19 protein-coding genes and 1 pseudogene are annotated in these 15,081 nt (G+C 69.8%); 13 read left to right on the top strand and 7 right to left on the bottom strand.

All coding sequences use genetic code 11. The features are described 5' to 3' along the window. Positions 1 to 482 (top strand): S8 family serine peptidase (locus Q8A52_RS45430; protein WP_316763774.1); only part of this gene is annotated, 482 nt, incomplete at its 5' end. Between the two features lie 204 nt (positions 483 to 686). On the opposite strand, the gene Q8A52_RS45425 is transcribed toward Q8A52_RS45430, so the two are convergent. From Q8A52_RS45425 to Q8A52_RS45415, 3 genes are all read right to left on the bottom strand, one after another. Further along, positions 687 to 1,220, bottom strand: coding sequence for a GNAT family N-acetyltransferase (locus Q8A52_RS45425; protein WP_316763771.1), 534 nt, complete (start codon positions 1,218 to 1,220; stop codon positions 687 to 689). A gap of 290 nt (positions 1,221 to 1,510) precedes the next feature. Next, the gene (locus Q8A52_RS45420; protein ID WP_316763769.1) at positions 1,511 to 2,107 is read right to left on the bottom strand and encodes an NADPH-dependent F420 reductase; all 597 of its coding nucleotides are present in this window, start codon (positions 2,105 to 2,107) and stop codon (positions 1,511 to 1,513) included. A 41-nt stretch (positions 2,108 to 2,148) separates the two neighbouring features. Then, entirely contained in the window at positions 2,149 to 2,967 is an 819-nt protein-coding gene (locus Q8A52_RS45415; RefSeq protein ID WP_316763767.1) for a 3'(2'),5'-bisphosphate nucleotidase CysQ, read from the bottom strand. 137 nt (positions 2,968 to 3,104) lie between these two features. On the opposite strand from Q8A52_RS45415, the gene Q8A52_RS45410 reads away from it, so the two are divergent. Further along, on the top strand, positions 3,105 to 4,013 hold the full coding sequence (locus Q8A52_RS45410; RefSeq protein WP_316763764.1) for a LysR family transcriptional regulator: 909 nt from the start codon (positions 3,105 to 3,107) through the stop codon (positions 4,011 to 4,013). Positions 4,014 to 4,134: 121 nt separating this feature from the next. Here the strand turns inward: Q8A52_RS45410 and Q8A52_RS45405 are convergent, their stop codons facing one another. Beyond that, a complete protein-coding gene (locus Q8A52_RS45405) occupies positions 4,135 to 5,268 on the bottom strand; it encodes an FAD-dependent oxidoreductase (RefSeq protein WP_316763761.1) in 1,134 nt (377 codons plus the stop codon). 110 nt (positions 5,269 to 5,378) lie between these two features. Here Q8A52_RS45405 and Q8A52_RS45400 point away from each other — a divergent pair, with 110 nt between their 5' ends. The 3 genes from Q8A52_RS45400 to Q8A52_RS49380 all read left to right on the top strand — a co-directional run bounded on the left by Q8A52_RS45400 (position 5,379) and on the right by Q8A52_RS49380 (position 7,085). Continuing rightward, a complete protein-coding gene (locus tag Q8A52_RS45400; protein WP_316763758.1) occupies positions 5,379 to 6,107 on the top strand; it encodes a TetR/AcrR family transcriptional regulator C-terminal domain-containing protein in 729 nt (242 codons plus the stop codon). 143 nt (positions 6,108 to 6,250) lie between these two features. After that, positions 6,251 to 6,691, top strand: coding sequence for a hypothetical protein (locus tag Q8A52_RS45395; RefSeq protein ID WP_316763756.1), 441 nt, complete (start codon positions 6,251 to 6,253; stop codon positions 6,689 to 6,691). A gap of 124 nt (positions 6,692 to 6,815) precedes the next feature. Continuing rightward, positions 6,816 to 7,085 (top strand): helix-turn-helix domain-containing protein, encoded by a 270-nt coding sequence (locus tag Q8A52_RS49380; protein WP_408649371.1) that lies wholly within the window; start codon positions 6,816 to 6,818, stop codon positions 7,083 to 7,085. Between the two features lie 137 nt (positions 7,086 to 7,222). Here the strand turns inward: Q8A52_RS49380 and Q8A52_RS45390 are convergent, their stop codons facing one another. Then, complete coding sequence (locus Q8A52_RS45390; protein WP_316763753.1) at positions 7,223 to 7,789, bottom strand: dihydrofolate reductase family protein; 567 nt, start codon at positions 7,787 to 7,789, stop codon at positions 7,223 to 7,225. Positions 7,790 to 7,981: 192 nt separating this feature from the next. On the opposite strand from Q8A52_RS45390, the gene Q8A52_RS45385 reads away from it, so the two are divergent. Then, positions 7,982 to 8,212 carry a WYL domain-containing protein gene (locus Q8A52_RS45385; RefSeq protein WP_316763751.1) on the top strand — a complete coding sequence of 77 codons (231 nt, stop codon included), beginning with the start codon at positions 7,982 to 7,984 and terminating at the stop codon, positions 8,210 to 8,212. Positions 8,213 to 8,293: 81 nt separating this feature from the next. Here the strand turns inward: Q8A52_RS45385 and Q8A52_RS45380 are convergent. Continuing rightward, positions 8,294 to 8,446, bottom strand: a pseudogene (locus Q8A52_RS45380) (short-chain dehydrogenase); the annotation flags it as partial. 283 nt (positions 8,447 to 8,729) lie between these two features. On the opposite strand from Q8A52_RS45380, the gene Q8A52_RS45375 reads away from it, so the two are divergent. The 6 genes from Q8A52_RS45375 to Q8A52_RS45350 all read left to right on the top strand — a co-directional run bounded on the left by Q8A52_RS45375 (position 8,730) and on the right by Q8A52_RS45350 (position 13,142). After that, the gene (locus tag Q8A52_RS45375; RefSeq protein ID WP_316763749.1) at positions 8,730 to 9,371 is read left to right on the top strand and encodes a uridine kinase family protein; all 642 of its coding nucleotides are present in this window, start codon (positions 8,730 to 8,732) and stop codon (positions 9,369 to 9,371) included. A 389-nt stretch (positions 9,372 to 9,760) separates the two neighbouring features. After that, positions 9,761 to 9,892 carry a hypothetical protein gene (locus tag Q8A52_RS45370; protein WP_316763747.1) on the top strand — a complete coding sequence of 44 codons (132 nt, stop codon included), beginning with the start codon at positions 9,761 to 9,763 and terminating at the stop codon, positions 9,890 to 9,892. Between the two features lie 417 nt (positions 9,893 to 10,309). Beyond that, on the top strand, positions 10,310 to 10,732 hold the full coding sequence (locus Q8A52_RS45365; RefSeq protein ID WP_316763745.1) for a TraR/DksA family transcriptional regulator: 423 nt from the start codon (positions 10,310 to 10,312) through the stop codon (positions 10,730 to 10,732). 384 nt (positions 10,733 to 11,116) lie between these two features. Further along, entirely contained in the window at positions 11,117 to 11,581 is a 465-nt protein-coding gene (locus Q8A52_RS45360) for a phosphatase PAP2 family protein (protein WP_316763742.1), read from the top strand. Between the two features lie 382 nt (positions 11,582 to 11,963). Then, positions 11,964 to 12,371, top strand: a complete 408-nt coding sequence (locus Q8A52_RS45355; protein WP_316763739.1) for a hypothetical protein — start codon at positions 11,964 to 11,966, stop codon at positions 12,369 to 12,371. A gap of 87 nt (positions 12,372 to 12,458) precedes the next feature. Continuing rightward, a complete protein-coding gene (locus tag Q8A52_RS45350) occupies positions 12,459 to 13,142 on the top strand; it encodes a DUF6766 family protein (RefSeq protein WP_316763737.1) in 684 nt (227 codons plus the stop codon). A gap of 635 nt (positions 13,143 to 13,777) precedes the next feature. On the opposite strand, the gene Q8A52_RS45345 is transcribed toward Q8A52_RS45350, so the two are convergent. Next, a complete protein-coding gene (locus tag Q8A52_RS45345) occupies positions 13,778 to 14,452 on the bottom strand; it encodes a type III effector protein (RefSeq protein ID WP_316763736.1) in 675 nt (224 codons plus the stop codon). Between the two features lie 125 nt (positions 14,453 to 14,577). Here Q8A52_RS45345 and Q8A52_RS45340 point away from each other — a divergent pair, with 125 nt between their 5' ends. Beyond that, the gene (locus Q8A52_RS45340) at positions 14,578 to 15,009 is read left to right on the top strand and encodes an Hsp20/alpha crystallin family protein (protein ID WP_316763733.1); all 432 of its coding nucleotides are present in this window, start codon (positions 14,578 to 14,580) and stop codon (positions 15,007 to 15,009) included. Positions 15,010 to 15,081: the final 72 nt, after the last annotated feature.

The following is a 15,081-nucleotide window of genomic DNA, read 5'->3' as shown; positions in this document are numbered from 1 at the left end:
CGGTGGTGAACATGTCGCTCAACTTCGACCACCGGTCGACGGCCGTGGAGTCCGCCGTGAAGAAGATGGTCGACGCGGGGATCCCCACGGTGGTGTCGGCCGGCAACTTCCACGACGACGCCTGCAAACACTCCCCGGCCGGCGTCCCCGGCACGATCGTCGTGGCAGCCTCCACCTCGAACGACCGCCCGTGGAGCGACACCGGCTACGGGTCGGGCTACGGACGGTGCGTGGACCTGTACGCCCCCGGCCAGAAGGTGACCGCCGCCCTCGCCGGCGGCGGTACCACCACGGTGAACTACGCCGCGACGTCCTGGGCCGCGCCGCATGCGACCGGCGTGATCGCGCTGTACCTGTCGGCACACCCCCATGCCACGGCCAACGAGGTCCACGTCTGGCTCGACCACGCGGCCACCCGTGGTGTCCTGCGCGGCGTCCGCTCCGACACTCCCAACCGGCTGCTCAACACCGGCGGCCTCTGACGCGCGCTGTACCTGGCTGATCAGCAGGCCTTCCACGACTACGCGTAGGTCGTGCTCGGTGAAGACGAGGCCGCCGAGGCAGCCGTGCACACCGGGATGCCGCTGGTGCGGGACCACTGGGATGAGCTGCTGGTGGAGAGCAACATGCAGCAGTAGCTGTGGGCGATCGTCGGCTGTCTTTTGATGATCGATGGCTCGGCCGGTTCACGCCTGGAACTCGGTGAGATCGATGGCGTGAACGCGCAGCGGGTAGCCGTACACCGGGTGTGCCGTCTCCCGTTCGGGCACCATGCCGAGCTTGCGGATGACGTTCTCGAAGGCGTTGTCCCCCACCCGGTTGATGCTGATGACGCGGTCCAGGCCGCGGTCCTGGAGCGCGAACTCCAGCGTGGCGTGGGCGGCTTCGGACGCGTATCCCTGGCCCCAGAACTGTGAGCCGATCCGGCAGCTGATCGCCACGGCGGGCATCACCTCCGGCAGGAACTCAGGCACGGACAGGCCCGTGAAGCCGATCAGTTCGCCCGAGGCCAGCAGCTCGACGGCGAAGAGTCCGAAGCCCTCCTCGTCCCACTCCTCCTCCCATCGCTCGATGGCCTCGGCCGTGTGGTCCAGGTCGCGCACCGAGCCGTCGTCGATCCAGCGCATGACCCGTGGGTCCGCGTTGATGTCCGCCATCGGCGCGAGGTCGTCATCGTGCCAGCCACGGAGGAGGAGGCGGGGTGTGCGGATCTCGGTCATGCACCCATCCTGCCGAAGGCGAGGATCTCATCGGTAATCCGGTGCTCACCCGCACTGCCGCTCCGGAACCACAAGGCGTCAAGCCGCTTGCACCGCACACCGTGACGGGTGAAACATCGGGCCGACGGCCGGGCAGACGACGTGCCACTTCGGCAGCGCGGTCGAGAGGTGAGACCGATTCGGCTGCAGCCTGCCAGGTGGTGTGGGGCATGCCGGTGTGTGGCACCGTCGATCACGGAACTGCGGCCAGAACCGTTTTCAGGGAGCCCCATCAGTGCGCTGTGTGCGGATCAGCGGGCGATCGAGATCGCGAAGGGCGCGAATCCGCTGGACCGAATCACGTGCGGTACGAACAGTATCGCGGCCTCCGTGGCGCGGGCGGTCTGGATCCCGCCGAGATCAGTGATCCACTCCTTGCGCCAGCCGAGGTTGATGAGCAGTTCACGGACGGTCTGCTTGGCCTGCGGGTCCTCGCCGGAGAGGTAGGCGTCGGGCGCCTGGGTGAGCGTGGCCGGCGCGGTCATCACCGGGAAGAGCATGGTGTTGAGTGTCTTGACGACGCGCGTTTCGGGGAGCGCTTCCTGGAGTTGCTCGGCGAGGCTTGAGCCGGGGTAGATCAGGTCGGCGGGCAGTCCGTCCGGTCCGTCGACGGTGGCGTTGGAGACGTCGACGAGGATCTTGTCGCGCAGTTCCTCGCGCAGGGCGACGAGTCGGTCCAGCGAGCCGGCTCCCGGGGTGGCGTTGATGACGATCTGGGCTGTCCGGGCAGCATCGGCGGCGGCGCCCGGCGCGCGGTCCGCCACGGTCACCTCATGCCCTGCCCGGGTGAGGGCTGTGGCCAGACTGCCGCCGACGCGGCCGTTTCCGAGAACTGCGATCGTGGTCATGATGATCTGGTCCTTCCGTGCGTGCAGGTGGTGGTGCCCGGTCAGCGGGAGAGCGTGGCGGCGGCCTCGGCGTGGACGCCGGGCGCGGCGGCCAGGAAGCTCTCGCTCTGCGGGGTCCAGGGGCGGCCCTCGGCGTCGGAGATCTGTCCGCCGGCCTCGGTGACGAGCAGCGCCCCGGGCAGCAGGTCCGCGCGGGCGCCGGCGAACTGCCAGAAGGCGTCGATCCGGCCGGCGGCCACGTTCAGCAGGTGCAGGGTGGCGGGCACGGCGGTGCGGACGACGAGCGCGTCGAAGAGCATGGCGGTGATCGAGGAGCCGACGCGCCGCACGACCTTCTCGTCCTCGTCCGGCCGGGCCTGGCTGGTGGCCACGATGCTCAGGCCGAGGTCCGCGGTCTGGGAGACGTGCAGCGGCCGGCCGTCGAGGTAGGCGCCCGCGCCGGTGAGCGCGGTGTAGGTCTCGCCGGTCAACGGCAGGTGGACCGCGGTGAGCACCGGCTGGTTCTCACGCACGAGGGTGGCGGTCACCGCCCACTCCGGCAGGGCGTGCAGGTGGTTGACGTTGCCTTCGGCCGGATCCACGACCCACCATTCGCCGGGCGGCAGCGCCCCGCCGTCCAGCTCGTCCTCCACCCAGCCGGCATCCGGGCGCAGGCGCGTGAGGCGGGGGCGCAGGATGTCGAGGGCCGTGTCGTCGTTGGCGGCGAGCGCGCGCATCAGCTCTTCACGGGTCCGGTAGCGGACCACCTCGCCGAAGCGCTCGCGCAGCGCCGAACCGGCCGCGCGCACGGCGATCGCGGTCTGGCCGAGCAGGTCGGCGTCGGAGGCGGCGACGTCAGTGGTCTGAAGCATTTCGGACATGGTGAACTCCCTTTTGAGAAGGAGGGGATGGGGCCGTTCGGGCCGAACTGTGCGCTCTGTTCAGCGCTCTGGTCTCGAAGGTATACAGCCCCTTGATTAACTTCAAATGCATGTAAAGCACGGCTAGGATTACTCACATGCAATTGGATTTGAACCTGCTGGCCGCGCTCGACGCGCTGCTGGAGGAGGGCAGTGTGGCCGGGGCGGCCGCACGCCTGCATGTCACCGCCCCCGCGATGAGCCGGAGCCTGGGCCGAATCCGGCGCACGACCGGGGATCAGATCCTGGTGCGCACCGGCCGCACGATGACCCCGACGCCGTACGCGATCGCCGTCCGGGAACAGGTGCACGAGCTGCTGCACCAGGTCCAAGGGGTGCTGGCACCGAGCCGTGAACTCGATCTGGCAACGTTGGAGCGCACCTTCACACTTCGCTGGCACGATTCCCTGGTCGCCTTGAGCGGCCCCACACTGCTCTCGGCCGTGCGTGAAGAGGCGCCGGGCGTGCGATTGCGCTTCATCGCGGAATCCAGCATCGACACCCCCGAGTTGCGGCGCGGCGAGGTGGACCTGGAGGCGAACGCCAACCGCCCGAGCGCACCGGACATCCGTGCCGAGAGCGTGGGCGAGACCCGTCTCGTCATCGTCGTGAGGCAGGGGCACCCCCTCACCCGCGTCAGGACCGTCACCGCAACGCGGTACGCCGCCGCTGAGCACGTCACCGTCTCGCGACGTGGAAACCTCAGCAATGCCCTCGACGACGCCCTCGCGCGGCTCGGCCTCACCCGCCGAGTGGTGGCGACCGCGCCCACGGAAGCGGCCGCGCTGGAGTTCGCGCGCGGCTCCGATCTCCTGATCAGCGTCCCCGAAGCCACCACACGGTCAGCGGTCGCCGACCTCGGCCTGGTCGTGCTCCCCCTCCCCCTCGAACTGCCGTCGGCGGCGATATACCTGTCATGGCATCAGCGCTACGACACCGACCACGCCCACGCCTGGCTGCGCGGGCTGGCGCGAACCGCGCTGGCCATGGGCGGAGCGTCGTCGTAGTCGGCGCCGTCCGGCCGCTTCACCCCTTCGACGTCTGCAGCGGCTTGTCCGTGCGGGTGCCGGCCGTGGGGGCGGCCAGACCGACGCCTGCGGCTCACGATCGCGGATCTGTGGGTCCTGCTCACTCGGTCGGCTCTTCGCCGGTGAGCAGGTTGAGCAAGCCGGCGGGGGCGTTGTCGCCGAAGATGAGCTGATGGTTCTTGTCGGATTCGGCGGCGAACCGGGCGCTGCGGGAAAAGAGCGCCTGCTCGTACTCCGCAAGGGCGGCTTCGATGTCGTCGGGGTGTGCGGCGATGGCTTTGCCGAGTTCGGCGCCGTCGAACATGGCGAGGTTGGCGCCCTCCCCGGCGAACGGTGACATGAGGTGGGCGGCGTCGCCCAGCAGCGTCACTCCGGGAACGCGGTCCCAGCGGTGGCCGATCGGCAGGGCGCAGATCGGGCGCGGGGCGAGGGCGGTCTCCCCGTCAGTGATGAGTGCGGTGAGTTCAGGCGCCCATCCGGTGAATTCGGCCGCGACCTGGGCCGCCGCCGTTTCGGGACTGGCGAGGATGGCGGCGATCCATTCCTGCGGCTTGGTGAGCGCGACGTAGGTGTGAAGAACGGCGTGGGCCTCTCGATGGCCAAGGATCCCCTTGCCGGCCGTGACGGCGAACAGGGAACCGTCGCCGGTGGCCTTGGCCGCTGCGGGGTGGCGTTGGTCGGCGTCGTACAGGTGGGTCTCGATGAACGACGTGCCGACGTACTCGGGCTTCGCGTCGGAGAGCAGCGGCCGGACCCTCGACCAGGCGCCGTCCGCGCCCACGAGGAGGCTGGTCGTCACGGCCGGCCCGTCGGCGAACGTCAGCTCGTGCCTTCCGTCTCCGAGGGGGCGGACACTGGTGACCTTGTGGCCCCACTGGATCATCTCGCCGGGCAGCGAGTCGATCAGGATCCGACGCAGGTCTCCGCGGAGCACCTCGGGGCGCCCGCCCGTGCCGTCGTCGGGCTGGTCAAGCAGGACCGCGCCGTGCTGGTCGAGCACGCGCACGGCCTCGCCGCCTTCGTGGATGATCGCGCGGAACTCGTCGGTGAGGCCGGCCGCTTCGAGGGCGAGCTGCCCGTTGTACTCGTGGATGTCGAGCTGGCCGCCCTGCGTGCGGGTGTCCGCCGATGTCTCGGCTTCGTAGATGGTCGCGGGGATGCCGTGCAGGTGCAGGACCCGGGCGAGGGTCAGGCCGCCGAGCCCGGCGCCGATGATGGTGACGGGAGTGGTCATGGTGGTTTCCCTTTCGGCTGGACACGCTCTACCCGGGTACAGTATTCGCAGTAACGGCGCCACGATAGCACTACTGCGTACAGTGAGCGCAGTAGTGGGAGGGAAACCCGATGGACGACGCTCACACGGTGGTCTGGAACCGGCCGGAGCGGGCCGCAAAAGGCCCCGCGCCCTCACGCACGCGGGCGGAGATCACCGCCGCCGCCATCGCGATCGCCGACGCCGAGGGCATCGACGCACTGTCCATGCGGCGCGTCGCCAAGGAACTGGGAACGGGCACAGCCTCGCTCTACCGTTACCTGGCATCCAAAGACGACTTGCTCGATCTCATGCTCGACGCCGTAGCGGCCGAAGACGGCGGCCCGCCTGCTCCCACCGGCGACTGGCGCGGCGACTTGCGGACACTGGCCCATCGCTCCCGGGCCACCATCCACCGGCATCCCTGGATGACCTCCCTCGCGGCAGGGCGCCCATCACTTGGACCGAACTCCCTCGATGCCACCGAACACGCACTCGCCGCCCTCGATCCCCTCGGCTTCGACATCGACGTCATGATCACCGTCGTCGATACGCTGCATGCCTTCGTCCGCGGCTACGCCATCGGCGAACTCGCCCAACAGGAAGCCGTCCGACGCTCCGGAGTCAGCAACCAGGAATGGATGGACGCCCACGCGCCCTACCTCGACAAAGTCGTCAAGGCGGGGCGCCATCCACTCCTCGCCCGCGTCATTCGTGATGCCGAACTTCCCCACGCGGCCGACAGCGCCGAGCGCGGTTTCGAACTGGGACTCGAACGACTTCTCGACGGATGGGAGGCCAACCTCCCAGTCCGACCCTGACGATTCGACAGCGTCAACTGGGGGCATCGGGGAACTCCGCACCCGGGCGCCGGCCTCCGCGCGCTGGACCCCCGACACAGCGCGATTCCCACGAGCCAGCATCAGAGAACGATCAGGGTGACTAGCTCCGTGCACCACACCTGTTGCATCCGCTACAGCGCTCCGGATCGCCCCTGATCTGCGGAAACTCCAGCCGCACGCTCGGGACGCCCCGGAGAAACCTCGGCGACTCCGACGCCAGCGGCTCCGACAACGAACGCGACTGGGTGAAGCGCACCGACTGCTGGGAGCGGGTGGAGCGGGTGCTGCTGACGGACGGGCAGGTGCGCGAGTACCAGCTGCCGCCGGCCGAAGGGAAGAGAGACGATCCGCGCCGGCCCGGGTTCGCCCGCCGCTACGGCTTCGACCTCGACCGTCCTGTGCAGCGGGAGGTTGAGGCACTGGAACCGGCCGAACTCGAGCGCCTGGTGACGGAGGCCGTCGACGGCTACATCGACCGGGAGATCCTCGCCGAGGTCATGGCTGAGGAAGAGCAGCAGCGTGCCCGGCTCGCCGCCCTCCTCGGCCAGCAGCAGGACGGCTGAACGATGGCATGGACTCGGCCATCGGGAAGCACGGGTGCGGCGAAAACCGCCCTGGGCGGGGCTCGGTGTAGGGTCTCAAATCTCGCGGCACAATCTCATCTCCGATGGCACATAGGCGGCACAGATGCCGTCCTTGACATCCCCCTCCCGCCACGCGGCGGAGCCAGCCACCAGACCGCCCTACGCGCCGCTGACGAAGCCGTGGCTCATCCCTCCATCCTCCGCAAAAGTCTTCACCGGCCCATACGCACGACAGCGGCTCTCGCGCTGCCTCGCAGTCCAATCCCACCCCACCCTCACCGAAGCAGCCCGGGACCTCGGCATCCACCACTCGACCCTGGCGATCCAGCTCAACCGACTCGAAGCGGACCTCGGACACCCCCTCTTCGAATGAGCCGAACGCGGTACGGCCATGAAACTGACCCGATTCGGGAAACGAGTCGCCGCAGCCGCCCAGAAGATCCCGGCTGAGGAAATGCCACGACGGTGAGAGGAAACACCCATCCAAGCCGTGAGACAGCGGGAAGCCGCTCAGCGCCTCGTCTCGTACCTGGTCAGGACCACGCCGCCGGGAAACGTCCGCGTCTCCACCAGGTTCAGGTTCACCCAGCTGTCCAGCGCGGTGAAGAACGGCGTGCCGCCGCCCACCAGGACCGGATGGGCGGCGATCGCGTACTCGTCGATCAGCCCGGCGCGCATGGCCGCCCCGGCGAGCGTTGCGCCGCCGATGTTCATCGGGCCGCCGTCCTCGGCCTTGAGCCGGGTGATCTCGGCGATCGCGTCGCCGGTGACCAGGCGGGTGTTCCAGTCGACCTTATCGATCGTCGAGGAGAACACCACCTTCGGCGTGTCCCGCCAGTTCCGCGCGAACTCGATCTCCGCCGGGGTGGCGTTGGGCTGCTGGTCGCCGGTCGGCCAGTAGGAGCTCATCGTCTCCCACAGCTTGCGCCCGTACAGCGACAGGCCACTCGCCTGCTCGTGGTCGAGCCACCACTGGAACAGCTCGTCGCTCGGCGGTCCGCTCCAGCCGATGTCGTCGCCGGCCGCGGCGATGTAGCCGTCCAGGGTCAGGTTCATGCCGTAGATCAGTTTCCGCATGGCCCAGCCTTCCGTCCGTGGGCGTCCGGCGTATGGACCAGCGCGGCGCAGGAAACTCATCGGTGCGCGATCTGGGCTCGCCGGTAGTCCTCGTGCTCGGGGCTCAGCGTGGTGTACTCGGCCGACACGGGCAAGCCGCCTGATCTCGACCTCGCCCTCGCGAGGAAATGCCACCCATCCTCAGGGAGACCCGTGCTGGACACGATGAAGAACGCCGCCCGCCAGTCGCTCACCGACACCCTCACCGAACTCGGCCGCGCCATGGACAAACAGCGCGCCGTCACCATCGCGTACGCCGACGCGGACGAGGCCCCCTCCATCCGCATCATCGAGATCCACGACATCGTCACCGGCGACGACGACGGCGCCGTCTTCGTGCAGTCCATGGATCGCCCGAGCGGGAACTTCCGAGGCGACGGGTGACCTCCGGAAGTCGCCCCAGTGGCCAGCGGCACCTCGACTCCGCGGCGCCCACAGCCGGGCGGCCAACCCGCCGCCGTCAACAACGACCGTCGTTCCCTGTACATGTCCGGCCACCTCACTGGCGAGGCAGAGGGCCGCCCCGGCGATCTCCTCCGGCTCGGCAGGGCGACCTGCCGGAGACGTCTTGGGCAGGGCGTCGAGGGCGGCGGCCGTCGGTGCTGTTCCCGGTGTGCGGGCGGGGCCCGGGCGGGGTCGCCTGGTCGCAGGTGCGCTGCCTCGACCACTCGTTCCCGCGCGTCGACGTCACGCCCGCGCCCAGGGCCGCTACACCACGCTGAAGGTCCGCGGCGTCGCCGAGACCGGTGCGCAGGTCGACCAAAGGTCCCGGCCCTGGCCTCCGCTGAACCGGGCCGCGTTTCCCCGCTTGCCATGGGCGATCACACCGCCGTACATTCCCTGCACCCGGCTTGTCCGGCCGCTTCGTCTATCCCCTTTGAGCACATGAGGAGCGCCCGGTATGACGGGTGTACTGGCGGTCGCAGGCGGCACCGCATCCGGCAAGTCCACCCTTGCCGAAGCCCTGTCGCTGCAGTGTCCCGAGAGCATCGCGCTGGTCCAACTGGACGACTACTACGTGCCCGCGCACGACCCCCTGAGGGGTGTGTGGACGGTCAGTGCCGACGGGCACGCCGTCCTCGACTGGAACCATCCGGGGTCGATCGACGAGACAGCGGTGACACACGCCATTGACGCGGCGCTGCTGCGCCCCGGCGTGCTGCTGGTCGTGGTCGAGGGCCTGTTCGCGCTGTCATTGCCGTCCGTGGTCCGGCGGGCGGCGTGGCGGGTGTATGTCGACACCCCCGACGACATACGGCTGGCCCGCAAGATCCTCCGGAAGATCGAGATGCAGCGGCAGGACCCCCGACTGTCCCTGCGCAACTATCTGCAGACCGGCAGGGACCGCCACGCAGCCCACGTCGCGCCCTCCCGGGTGGCGGCCGATCTGGTCGTGGACGGGACCGCGAGCGAGGCGGAGATGCTGGCGGCCGTCATGCCGCTGATCGGGCCGGCCCTCGCGCCGCCGCCCGCGGTGCCCTCGCGAGCACCGGGGGTGTGCGGTGTGACCCGTACCCCCGGGGTCCCGACCTTCGCGCTGTGACGTGCCCGGGGGCACCGGCCCCGGCGAGGGACGCCGCGTGATCACGCTTCCGGCAATACAGCCCAAGCCCCGGCGGGCTCTCGGGTGGATCACGACCGATCCAGTTGACCTGCAGGCAGGCGAACTGCAGGGGCGACATATGGCGGGGTCAGGGGAAGACCCGCATCCAGGCTCTCTTTGGCGGGCGACGGTGACGGTGAGGGTGGCGTCGGGGGCGGGCGGCAAGGCGTGTGCGAGGGCGGTCTTGCTCGGCGGGTCGATGGTGAGCTGGTAGCGCATCTTGTCGGCGGCCTTCCCTGCGCTGACATAGGGGACTGATGCAGAACTCTGGCCGAAAGCGCCTATCTCCGTGAGACCGCGGAAATCGGTAGGCACTGAAGGAGGCAGACATGCGCCGTACCACCGTGCAGAGGATCCTGAAGAGAAAAAGCCGCCGGACCCGCGAGGAAACCGACGAACGCCCCACCAGACGGCCCGAGGTGCGCAAGGACATCGCACGTACCTGGTGGCCCGACGGCTAACGCCCTGTTCTTCGACGGCAACGGCATCGCCTCCTGAAGGCGGCCTCCGCAACTGCCGGCGGGATCGACCAGGCGGTGTCGACTCCGGCGCAGTCTGCCGGCCTGCATGATCCCTGCGGGCGCGCTTTTCACCGCGGGTGCGCGGAGCAAGACGCTTTCGCGGGAATCTTGTGGCGGGCCGGGTAGCCGGGCTCCGTGGGGGTACGCGTCACAAACCGACCGAATCTCCGCAGGTCGGTGAGGTGGATTGCCGGCCTGGCACCTGGAGAGGGCAGGAGTGAGAGATGTCGAATCCGCAGAGTCCCTCGGCGCGCCGCAGCGGCAAGGGAGGGGCTACTCCGCAGCAGAGCCGCTCGCTGAAGGCCACTGAGCCCGGCCCGAAGGCTCCCAAGAAGGACCGGCCGCACGGCCAGGACCGTGGCAGCAAAGGTGGTGGCGAAGGTGGCGGCACGCCCCCTGAACAGCAGCCCGAGCATCCCTGAAGACGTACCCGTTCATGATGCCGACCAGCAGGCCGCCCGCGCGGCACTGACGGAGCAGGTCGAGGGGCTGCGGCGCGAGCTGGCCACAATCGGCTCGGCGATGTCGGCTCTGCACGAGGAGTGCGAGCGGGACGCGGCCGATGTCGGCGTGCAGGCGACCTCTCTGGAACTGCTCCGGCTCGAGCAGGACCGCGCCGGGGTGGCGCTGTCCCGGAGGCTGGCCGCACTCGGTCGCCTGGACGACCGCAGCTTCGGGCGGTGTCTGGACTGCGGCCGCCAGGTGGGCAGAAATCGCATGCTCGCCGTACCGCACGCGGAACGGTGTGTGCAGTGCGAGGAGACACGCTCCGGCCTGTGACGGCAAGCGATGCCAAGCCCGGTGGGTGGCCTTCGCTGCCCCAACGGTGCCCTGACTCCCGCAGTGTGGCCCATGCGCTCGTAGGGTCCGGGCGCTGGGAGGGCAGACGCCCTCGCGGCCGGACAAGCGGGCGGGTTCCGGGGTCTTCGGGAGCAACTGCCGTCAGTCTTCCCTGCAGGTGTCGGCGGCCCCGTGCCCCGGTCCTCGCGCCCCGGCCGTAGGACGAGCAGGAACGCTGCCGCCCGCAGCGCAGGACCTCCACCCGATGATCTCGGGTATGGCCCGGTGACCTCGGGATACTTATCTGTTATGAGGCTATTGGCGGGGTTGCGTGACGCTGACCGGTCGCTGACCAGGCAGGCGGCCTCCCGTATTCCGTCCCAGATGGGCTCCGTGCTGTCGGCTGTGGAGGAGGGTGCGGAGGGCGCGAAGCTGTGGTTGGGCGCGGCCACGGTGATGGGAACGCTGGGCGGAGGGCGGGGCCGCAGGGCCGCGGCGGAGGGGCTGGGCGCGGTGGTGTTGGCGCAGGTGGTCTTCGCAGGCCTGTGCAAGCGGCTGGTCGGCCGTCGTCGCCCGCCCAAGGAGTGGATCCCGCACGATGAGGTCGAGGACCCGTCGTTCCCGTCCGGGCACGCCGCCGCCGCGGTCGGCTTTACCGCCGCGGTGGCCCCGTCGTGGCCGCTGGCCGGCGCGCTGTGCGCGGTCCCGGCTGCCCTGGTGGCCGTCGAGCGCGTGCAGTCCGGCGCCCACTACCCCAGCGACGTCGCCGCCGGTGCCGCCATCGGACTGATCAGCGCCTGGCTCACCCGGCATGCGTCGCACCTGCTGCTGCGGCACCGGCTGCAATGACCGGGGTCCTGATCGCGGTGCGTCGTACAGCTGCCCGGTCTGCCGGGCGGCCATCGGCTCCAGGAACGCGCCGCGACCGGCGAGCCGCGTGGCGGGCAGCGGTCCGGGTCTTCGCGGGGCGGGGCCGGGATCGCTCGCGACGTTCTGCAGAACGGCCCCCTCAGTGGCTGATGTGGGGCGCGCCTGCATTGGCTGCGGTGGCGCGGGCCGCTCGCGGACCAGAGAGTTCACGGCGGTCTGGGGCCGGGCGACGCGATCGCCGGAGTGCCCAGCACCCAGCTGGCCCGAGGGTTCTGGCCTGACACACGGCGCGGCTGCCGTCCGTGACGTCGCTGCCGTATCAGCATGGGGTGACAGTCCTGACCTGCTGGTGGAGGTTGCTGTGCCGCGCTGGAGATGGACGGGCGTTGCGGTGTTCACCTGTGCCGTGGGTCTTGCCGGCTGCACCACGCTCGGCGAGCGGGAAGCGGCTGCGTCGACGGCGGCCCTGCGCTTCGAGGAGAGCGTCCGGCGGGCCGACGGAACGCGCGCGTGCGCGGCGCTGGCCCCTCAGACCCGGCAGGAACTCGAGCAGTCCGCCAAGGCCCCGTGCGCCGAAGCCCTGCCCGGGGAGCAGCTGACGTACGGGGGCTTGGTGCGCGAGGTCCAGGTCTACGGGCAACAGGCACAGGTGGTCCTCACCACCGACACCCTGTTCCTGTCGGTGTTTCCGTCCGGCTGGAAGGTCACCGCGGCAGGCTGTGCACCGCGCCCGCAGCAGCCCTACCAGTGCCAGATCAAGGGCGGGTGAGCGAAGAATGCGGACCCTTTTCACGCTCCTGCTGCTGACGGTCGGTGGCGGTCTGAGCTACTTCACCGCGATCGGGCTGATGCACCGATGAGCCGCCTGAGGCGGTTCGTGAAGCACAACAGCCTGACCCTGGCCTTCGGCACCGGCTTCCTGCTCACCCTCGCCGGCCAGGCCGTCTCCGGCCACGCCGACTTCAACAACCAGCTCGTCACCGACGGTCTCCAACCGATCGGTTTCCTGCCCTACCTTGCGACCTCCGACTTCGCCGTGGACGTCACCGAGAACTGGCAGTCGGAATACCTCCAGTTCTTCCTCTACATCTTCGGCACCGTCTGGCTGCTCCAACGCGGTTCGCCCGAGTCCAAGGAGCTCCACAAGGCAGGCGTGGAAAGCGACGCCGAGCAGAAGGTCGGCAACCACGCCGGCCCCGCCTCACCCCGCTGGGCAGCCGACACAGGATGGCGGCAGAAGCTGTACTCGCGCTCCCTGGGCACCGTCATGGCCGCCATCTTCGTGTGGTCGTGGCTGGCCCAGTCCATCACCGGCGCCGCCGCCTACAACGAGCAACACCTGCGCCAGCTCCAGGCACCCGTCTCCTGGCCGCAGTACCTGGGCTCCGCGGACTTCTGGAACCGCACGCTGCAGAACTGGCAGTCCGAACTTTTGGCCGTCGCCTCGATGGCCATCCTCTCGGTCTACCTGCGCCAGCGCGGATCCCCCGAATCCAAGCCCGTCGGCGCCGCCCACACCTCCACCGGAGTCGAGGGGTGAAGTGGCTCCACCGTCCATGCCCGCATGCTCGCACCGAGCTCGCGCCCATGCGCCGGTGAGCAGACCCTCGCGCGGTTTGCGCACGACGCCGGGGTGTCGACGAGCAGCGTCATGAGCTACCGGCACACCGCGGCCCACAGCCGCCGGAACACCGCGGCCCACAGCCGCCGGAACACCGGGTCAAGGAGGTGCCTCTCGACATCCACCGCATGGTGGCTGCCCAGGTCGCGGCCGACCTGCTGCGCCCCCCGGCGGTGCCGATCAGGTTCCCTTGCAGGCAAAGGTGGAGGCGATCCACGACCTGGCCCACGACGATCAGGCGGCCGCGGAGGCCTGGTGGCAGTGGAACGGTCCTGGTCGTGGATCATGAGGACCCGCCACTGCCGCGACCAACGAACGCCTGCCCGAGATGAGAGTCCCTGATCACCTGGGCTGCCATCACTCTGATGACCCGGCGGCTCACCCGTCGCAAGAACCGTCCGCCGAACGGCGCGACGCCACCCACGGCTACGTGGTACCGGAAGCCGCCTGATCACACGATCGATCCCGCCTCCCGTTTTACGTTGCCGGATCGTCGCCGGGGTGGGGCCGGTTGCGTGACGCGAACTTGGCTGCTCCGAATCTCGGCGAGATCGTTACTGGCTATGCCTCGGTCGCCAAGGGGCTGCCGGGTTCGTGGCGGAGTTCGTAAGGGCGTCGAGCTGGGCGGCGAGGTCGGGGTGGTCGGGGGTGAGGTGGGGGCGGGTGGCGTTGAGGGGGTGGATGAGGTCGGCCGGGTCGTCGTGGGCGAGGGACGCGTGGAGCTGACTGAGCGGGTGGCGGGCCGCGGCGGGCAGGTCGGTGAGGGCGGTGATCTGGCCGGCGATGCGGCGCAGGTCGGCGGCGTTGCGGCGGGCCCAGGTGGCGGTGGTGCGTTCGGCGGCGCGGCGTTCGCGGGTGGCCTGGACGCGCTGTTCGCCGGTGGTTCCGGCGGGGCCGGGACGGCCGCGCAGGTAGCGGCGTTCGGCGGCCTGGCGGCTGGCGACGCCGAGGGGGCGGGCGAGGTCGGCCCAGCTGGCGCCCGCCTGGCGGGCGGTTTCGATCAGGCCGGTTTCCCATCCGGCGAGCTGCTCGCGTACCTGCCGCAGCAGCAGGAGGGAGGCCAGGGCCTGTTCCGGGCCGACGTCGTGCGTCCCGGCCGTGCCGGGAGCCTCGTGCCGGGCGGCCTGCAGTGCGTCGTCTATGGCATGCAGGGCTGCCGCGGCGGCGAGGAACGACGCCGGGCTTGGTACGTCGGGGCTGGACGATGCCGGCTGGTCGGCCGGGGTCATGGGCACCTCCTCCATCGTCATCCTTTGGACGACACCATGTTTGTCATCCATTGGATGACATGTTACAACGGTGTCAGTGAGGCGCATTGGCAGCAACTGCCCGAACTTCCTGGAGGTGTTTTCCGATGTTGATGCGCACCGACCCCTTCCGTGAGCTGGACCGGCTGGCCCAGCAGCTGATGGGCCCGGGCACCTGGTCGAGGCCGTCCCCGATGCCGATGGACGCCTACCGCGAGGGCGACCAGTACGTGGTGGCCTTCGACATCCCCGGCGTCAGCGCGGACGCGATCGACATCGACGTCGAACGCAACATGCTGACCGTCAAGGCCGAGCGCCGGCCCGCGACGAAGGCCGACGACGTGCAGATGGAACTGTCGGAACGGCCGCTGGGTGTCTTCTCCCGCCAGATCGTGCTCGCCGACACGCTGGACACCGAGCACATCCAGGCCGACTACGACGCAGGTGTGCTCACCCTGCGCATCCCGATCACCGAGCGCGCCAAGCCCCGCAAGATCGCCATCGGCGTCGGATCCGGCCGCAAGGAGATCTCCGGCTGAGCCCGACAGATGAGGGTTGACCAGCGGCGGAGGACGGGTACCTGATCTCGCCCGGGCCTGTCCTCCGCGCCC

The organism is Streptomyces herbicida, assembly GCF_032656585.1.
Lineage (GTDB): Bacteria > Actinomycetota > Actinomycetes > Streptomycetales > Streptomycetaceae > Streptomyces > Streptomyces herbicida.
Note: the sequence above shows the minus strand (reverse complement) of the source record. Positions and strands in the feature narration are given on the sequence as shown.

Coding starts and splice junctions, on each gene's coding strand:
- Q8A52_RS45425 (WP_316763771.1), bottom strand. CDS start 1,220: ATGACCGAGATCCGCACACCCCGCCTCCTCCTCCGTGGCTGGCACGAT.
- Q8A52_RS45420 (WP_316763769.1), bottom strand. CDS start 2,107: ATGACCACGATCGCAGTTCTCGGAAACGGCCGCGTCGGCGGCAGTCTG.
- Q8A52_RS45415 (WP_316763767.1), bottom strand. CDS start 2,967: ATGTCCGAAATGCTTCAGACCACTGACGTCGCCGCCTCCGACGCCGAC.
- Q8A52_RS45410 (WP_316763764.1), top strand. CDS start 3,105: ATGCAATTGGATTTGAACCTGCTGGCCGCGCTCGACGCGCTGCTGGAG.
- Q8A52_RS45405 (WP_316763761.1), bottom strand. CDS start 5,268: ATGACCACTCCCGTCACCATCATCGGCGCCGGGCTCGGCGGCCTGACC.
- Q8A52_RS45400 (WP_316763758.1), top strand. CDS start 5,379: ATGGACGACGCTCACACGGTGGTCTGGAACCGGCCGGAGCGGGCCGCA.
- Q8A52_RS49380 (WP_408649371.1), top strand. CDS start 6,816: ATGCCGTCCTTGACATCCCCCTCCCGCCACGCGGCGGAGCCAGCCACC.
- Q8A52_RS45390 (WP_316763753.1), bottom strand. CDS start 7,789: ATGCGGAAACTGATCTACGGCATGAACCTGACCCTGGACGGCTACATC.
- Q8A52_RS45375 (WP_316763749.1), top strand. CDS start 8,730: ATGACGGGTGTACTGGCGGTCGCAGGCGGCACCGCATCCGGCAAGTCC.
- Q8A52_RS45370 (WP_316763747.1), top strand. CDS start 9,761: ATGCGCCGTACCACCGTGCAGAGGATCCTGAAGAGAAAAAGCCGCCGG.
- Q8A52_RS45360 (WP_316763742.1), top strand. CDS start 11,117: ATGGGCTCCGTGCTGTCGGCTGTGGAGGAGGGTGCGGAGGGCGCGAAG.
- Q8A52_RS45350 (WP_316763737.1), top strand. CDS start 12,459: ATGAGCCGCCTGAGGCGGTTCGTGAAGCACAACAGCCTGACCCTGGCC.
- Q8A52_RS45345 (WP_316763736.1), bottom strand. CDS start 14,452: ATGACCCCGGCCGACCAGCCGGCATCGTCCAGCCCCGACGTACCAAGC.
- Q8A52_RS45340 (WP_316763733.1), top strand. CDS start 14,578: ATGTTGATGCGCACCGACCCCTTCCGTGAGCTGGACCGGCTGGCCCAG.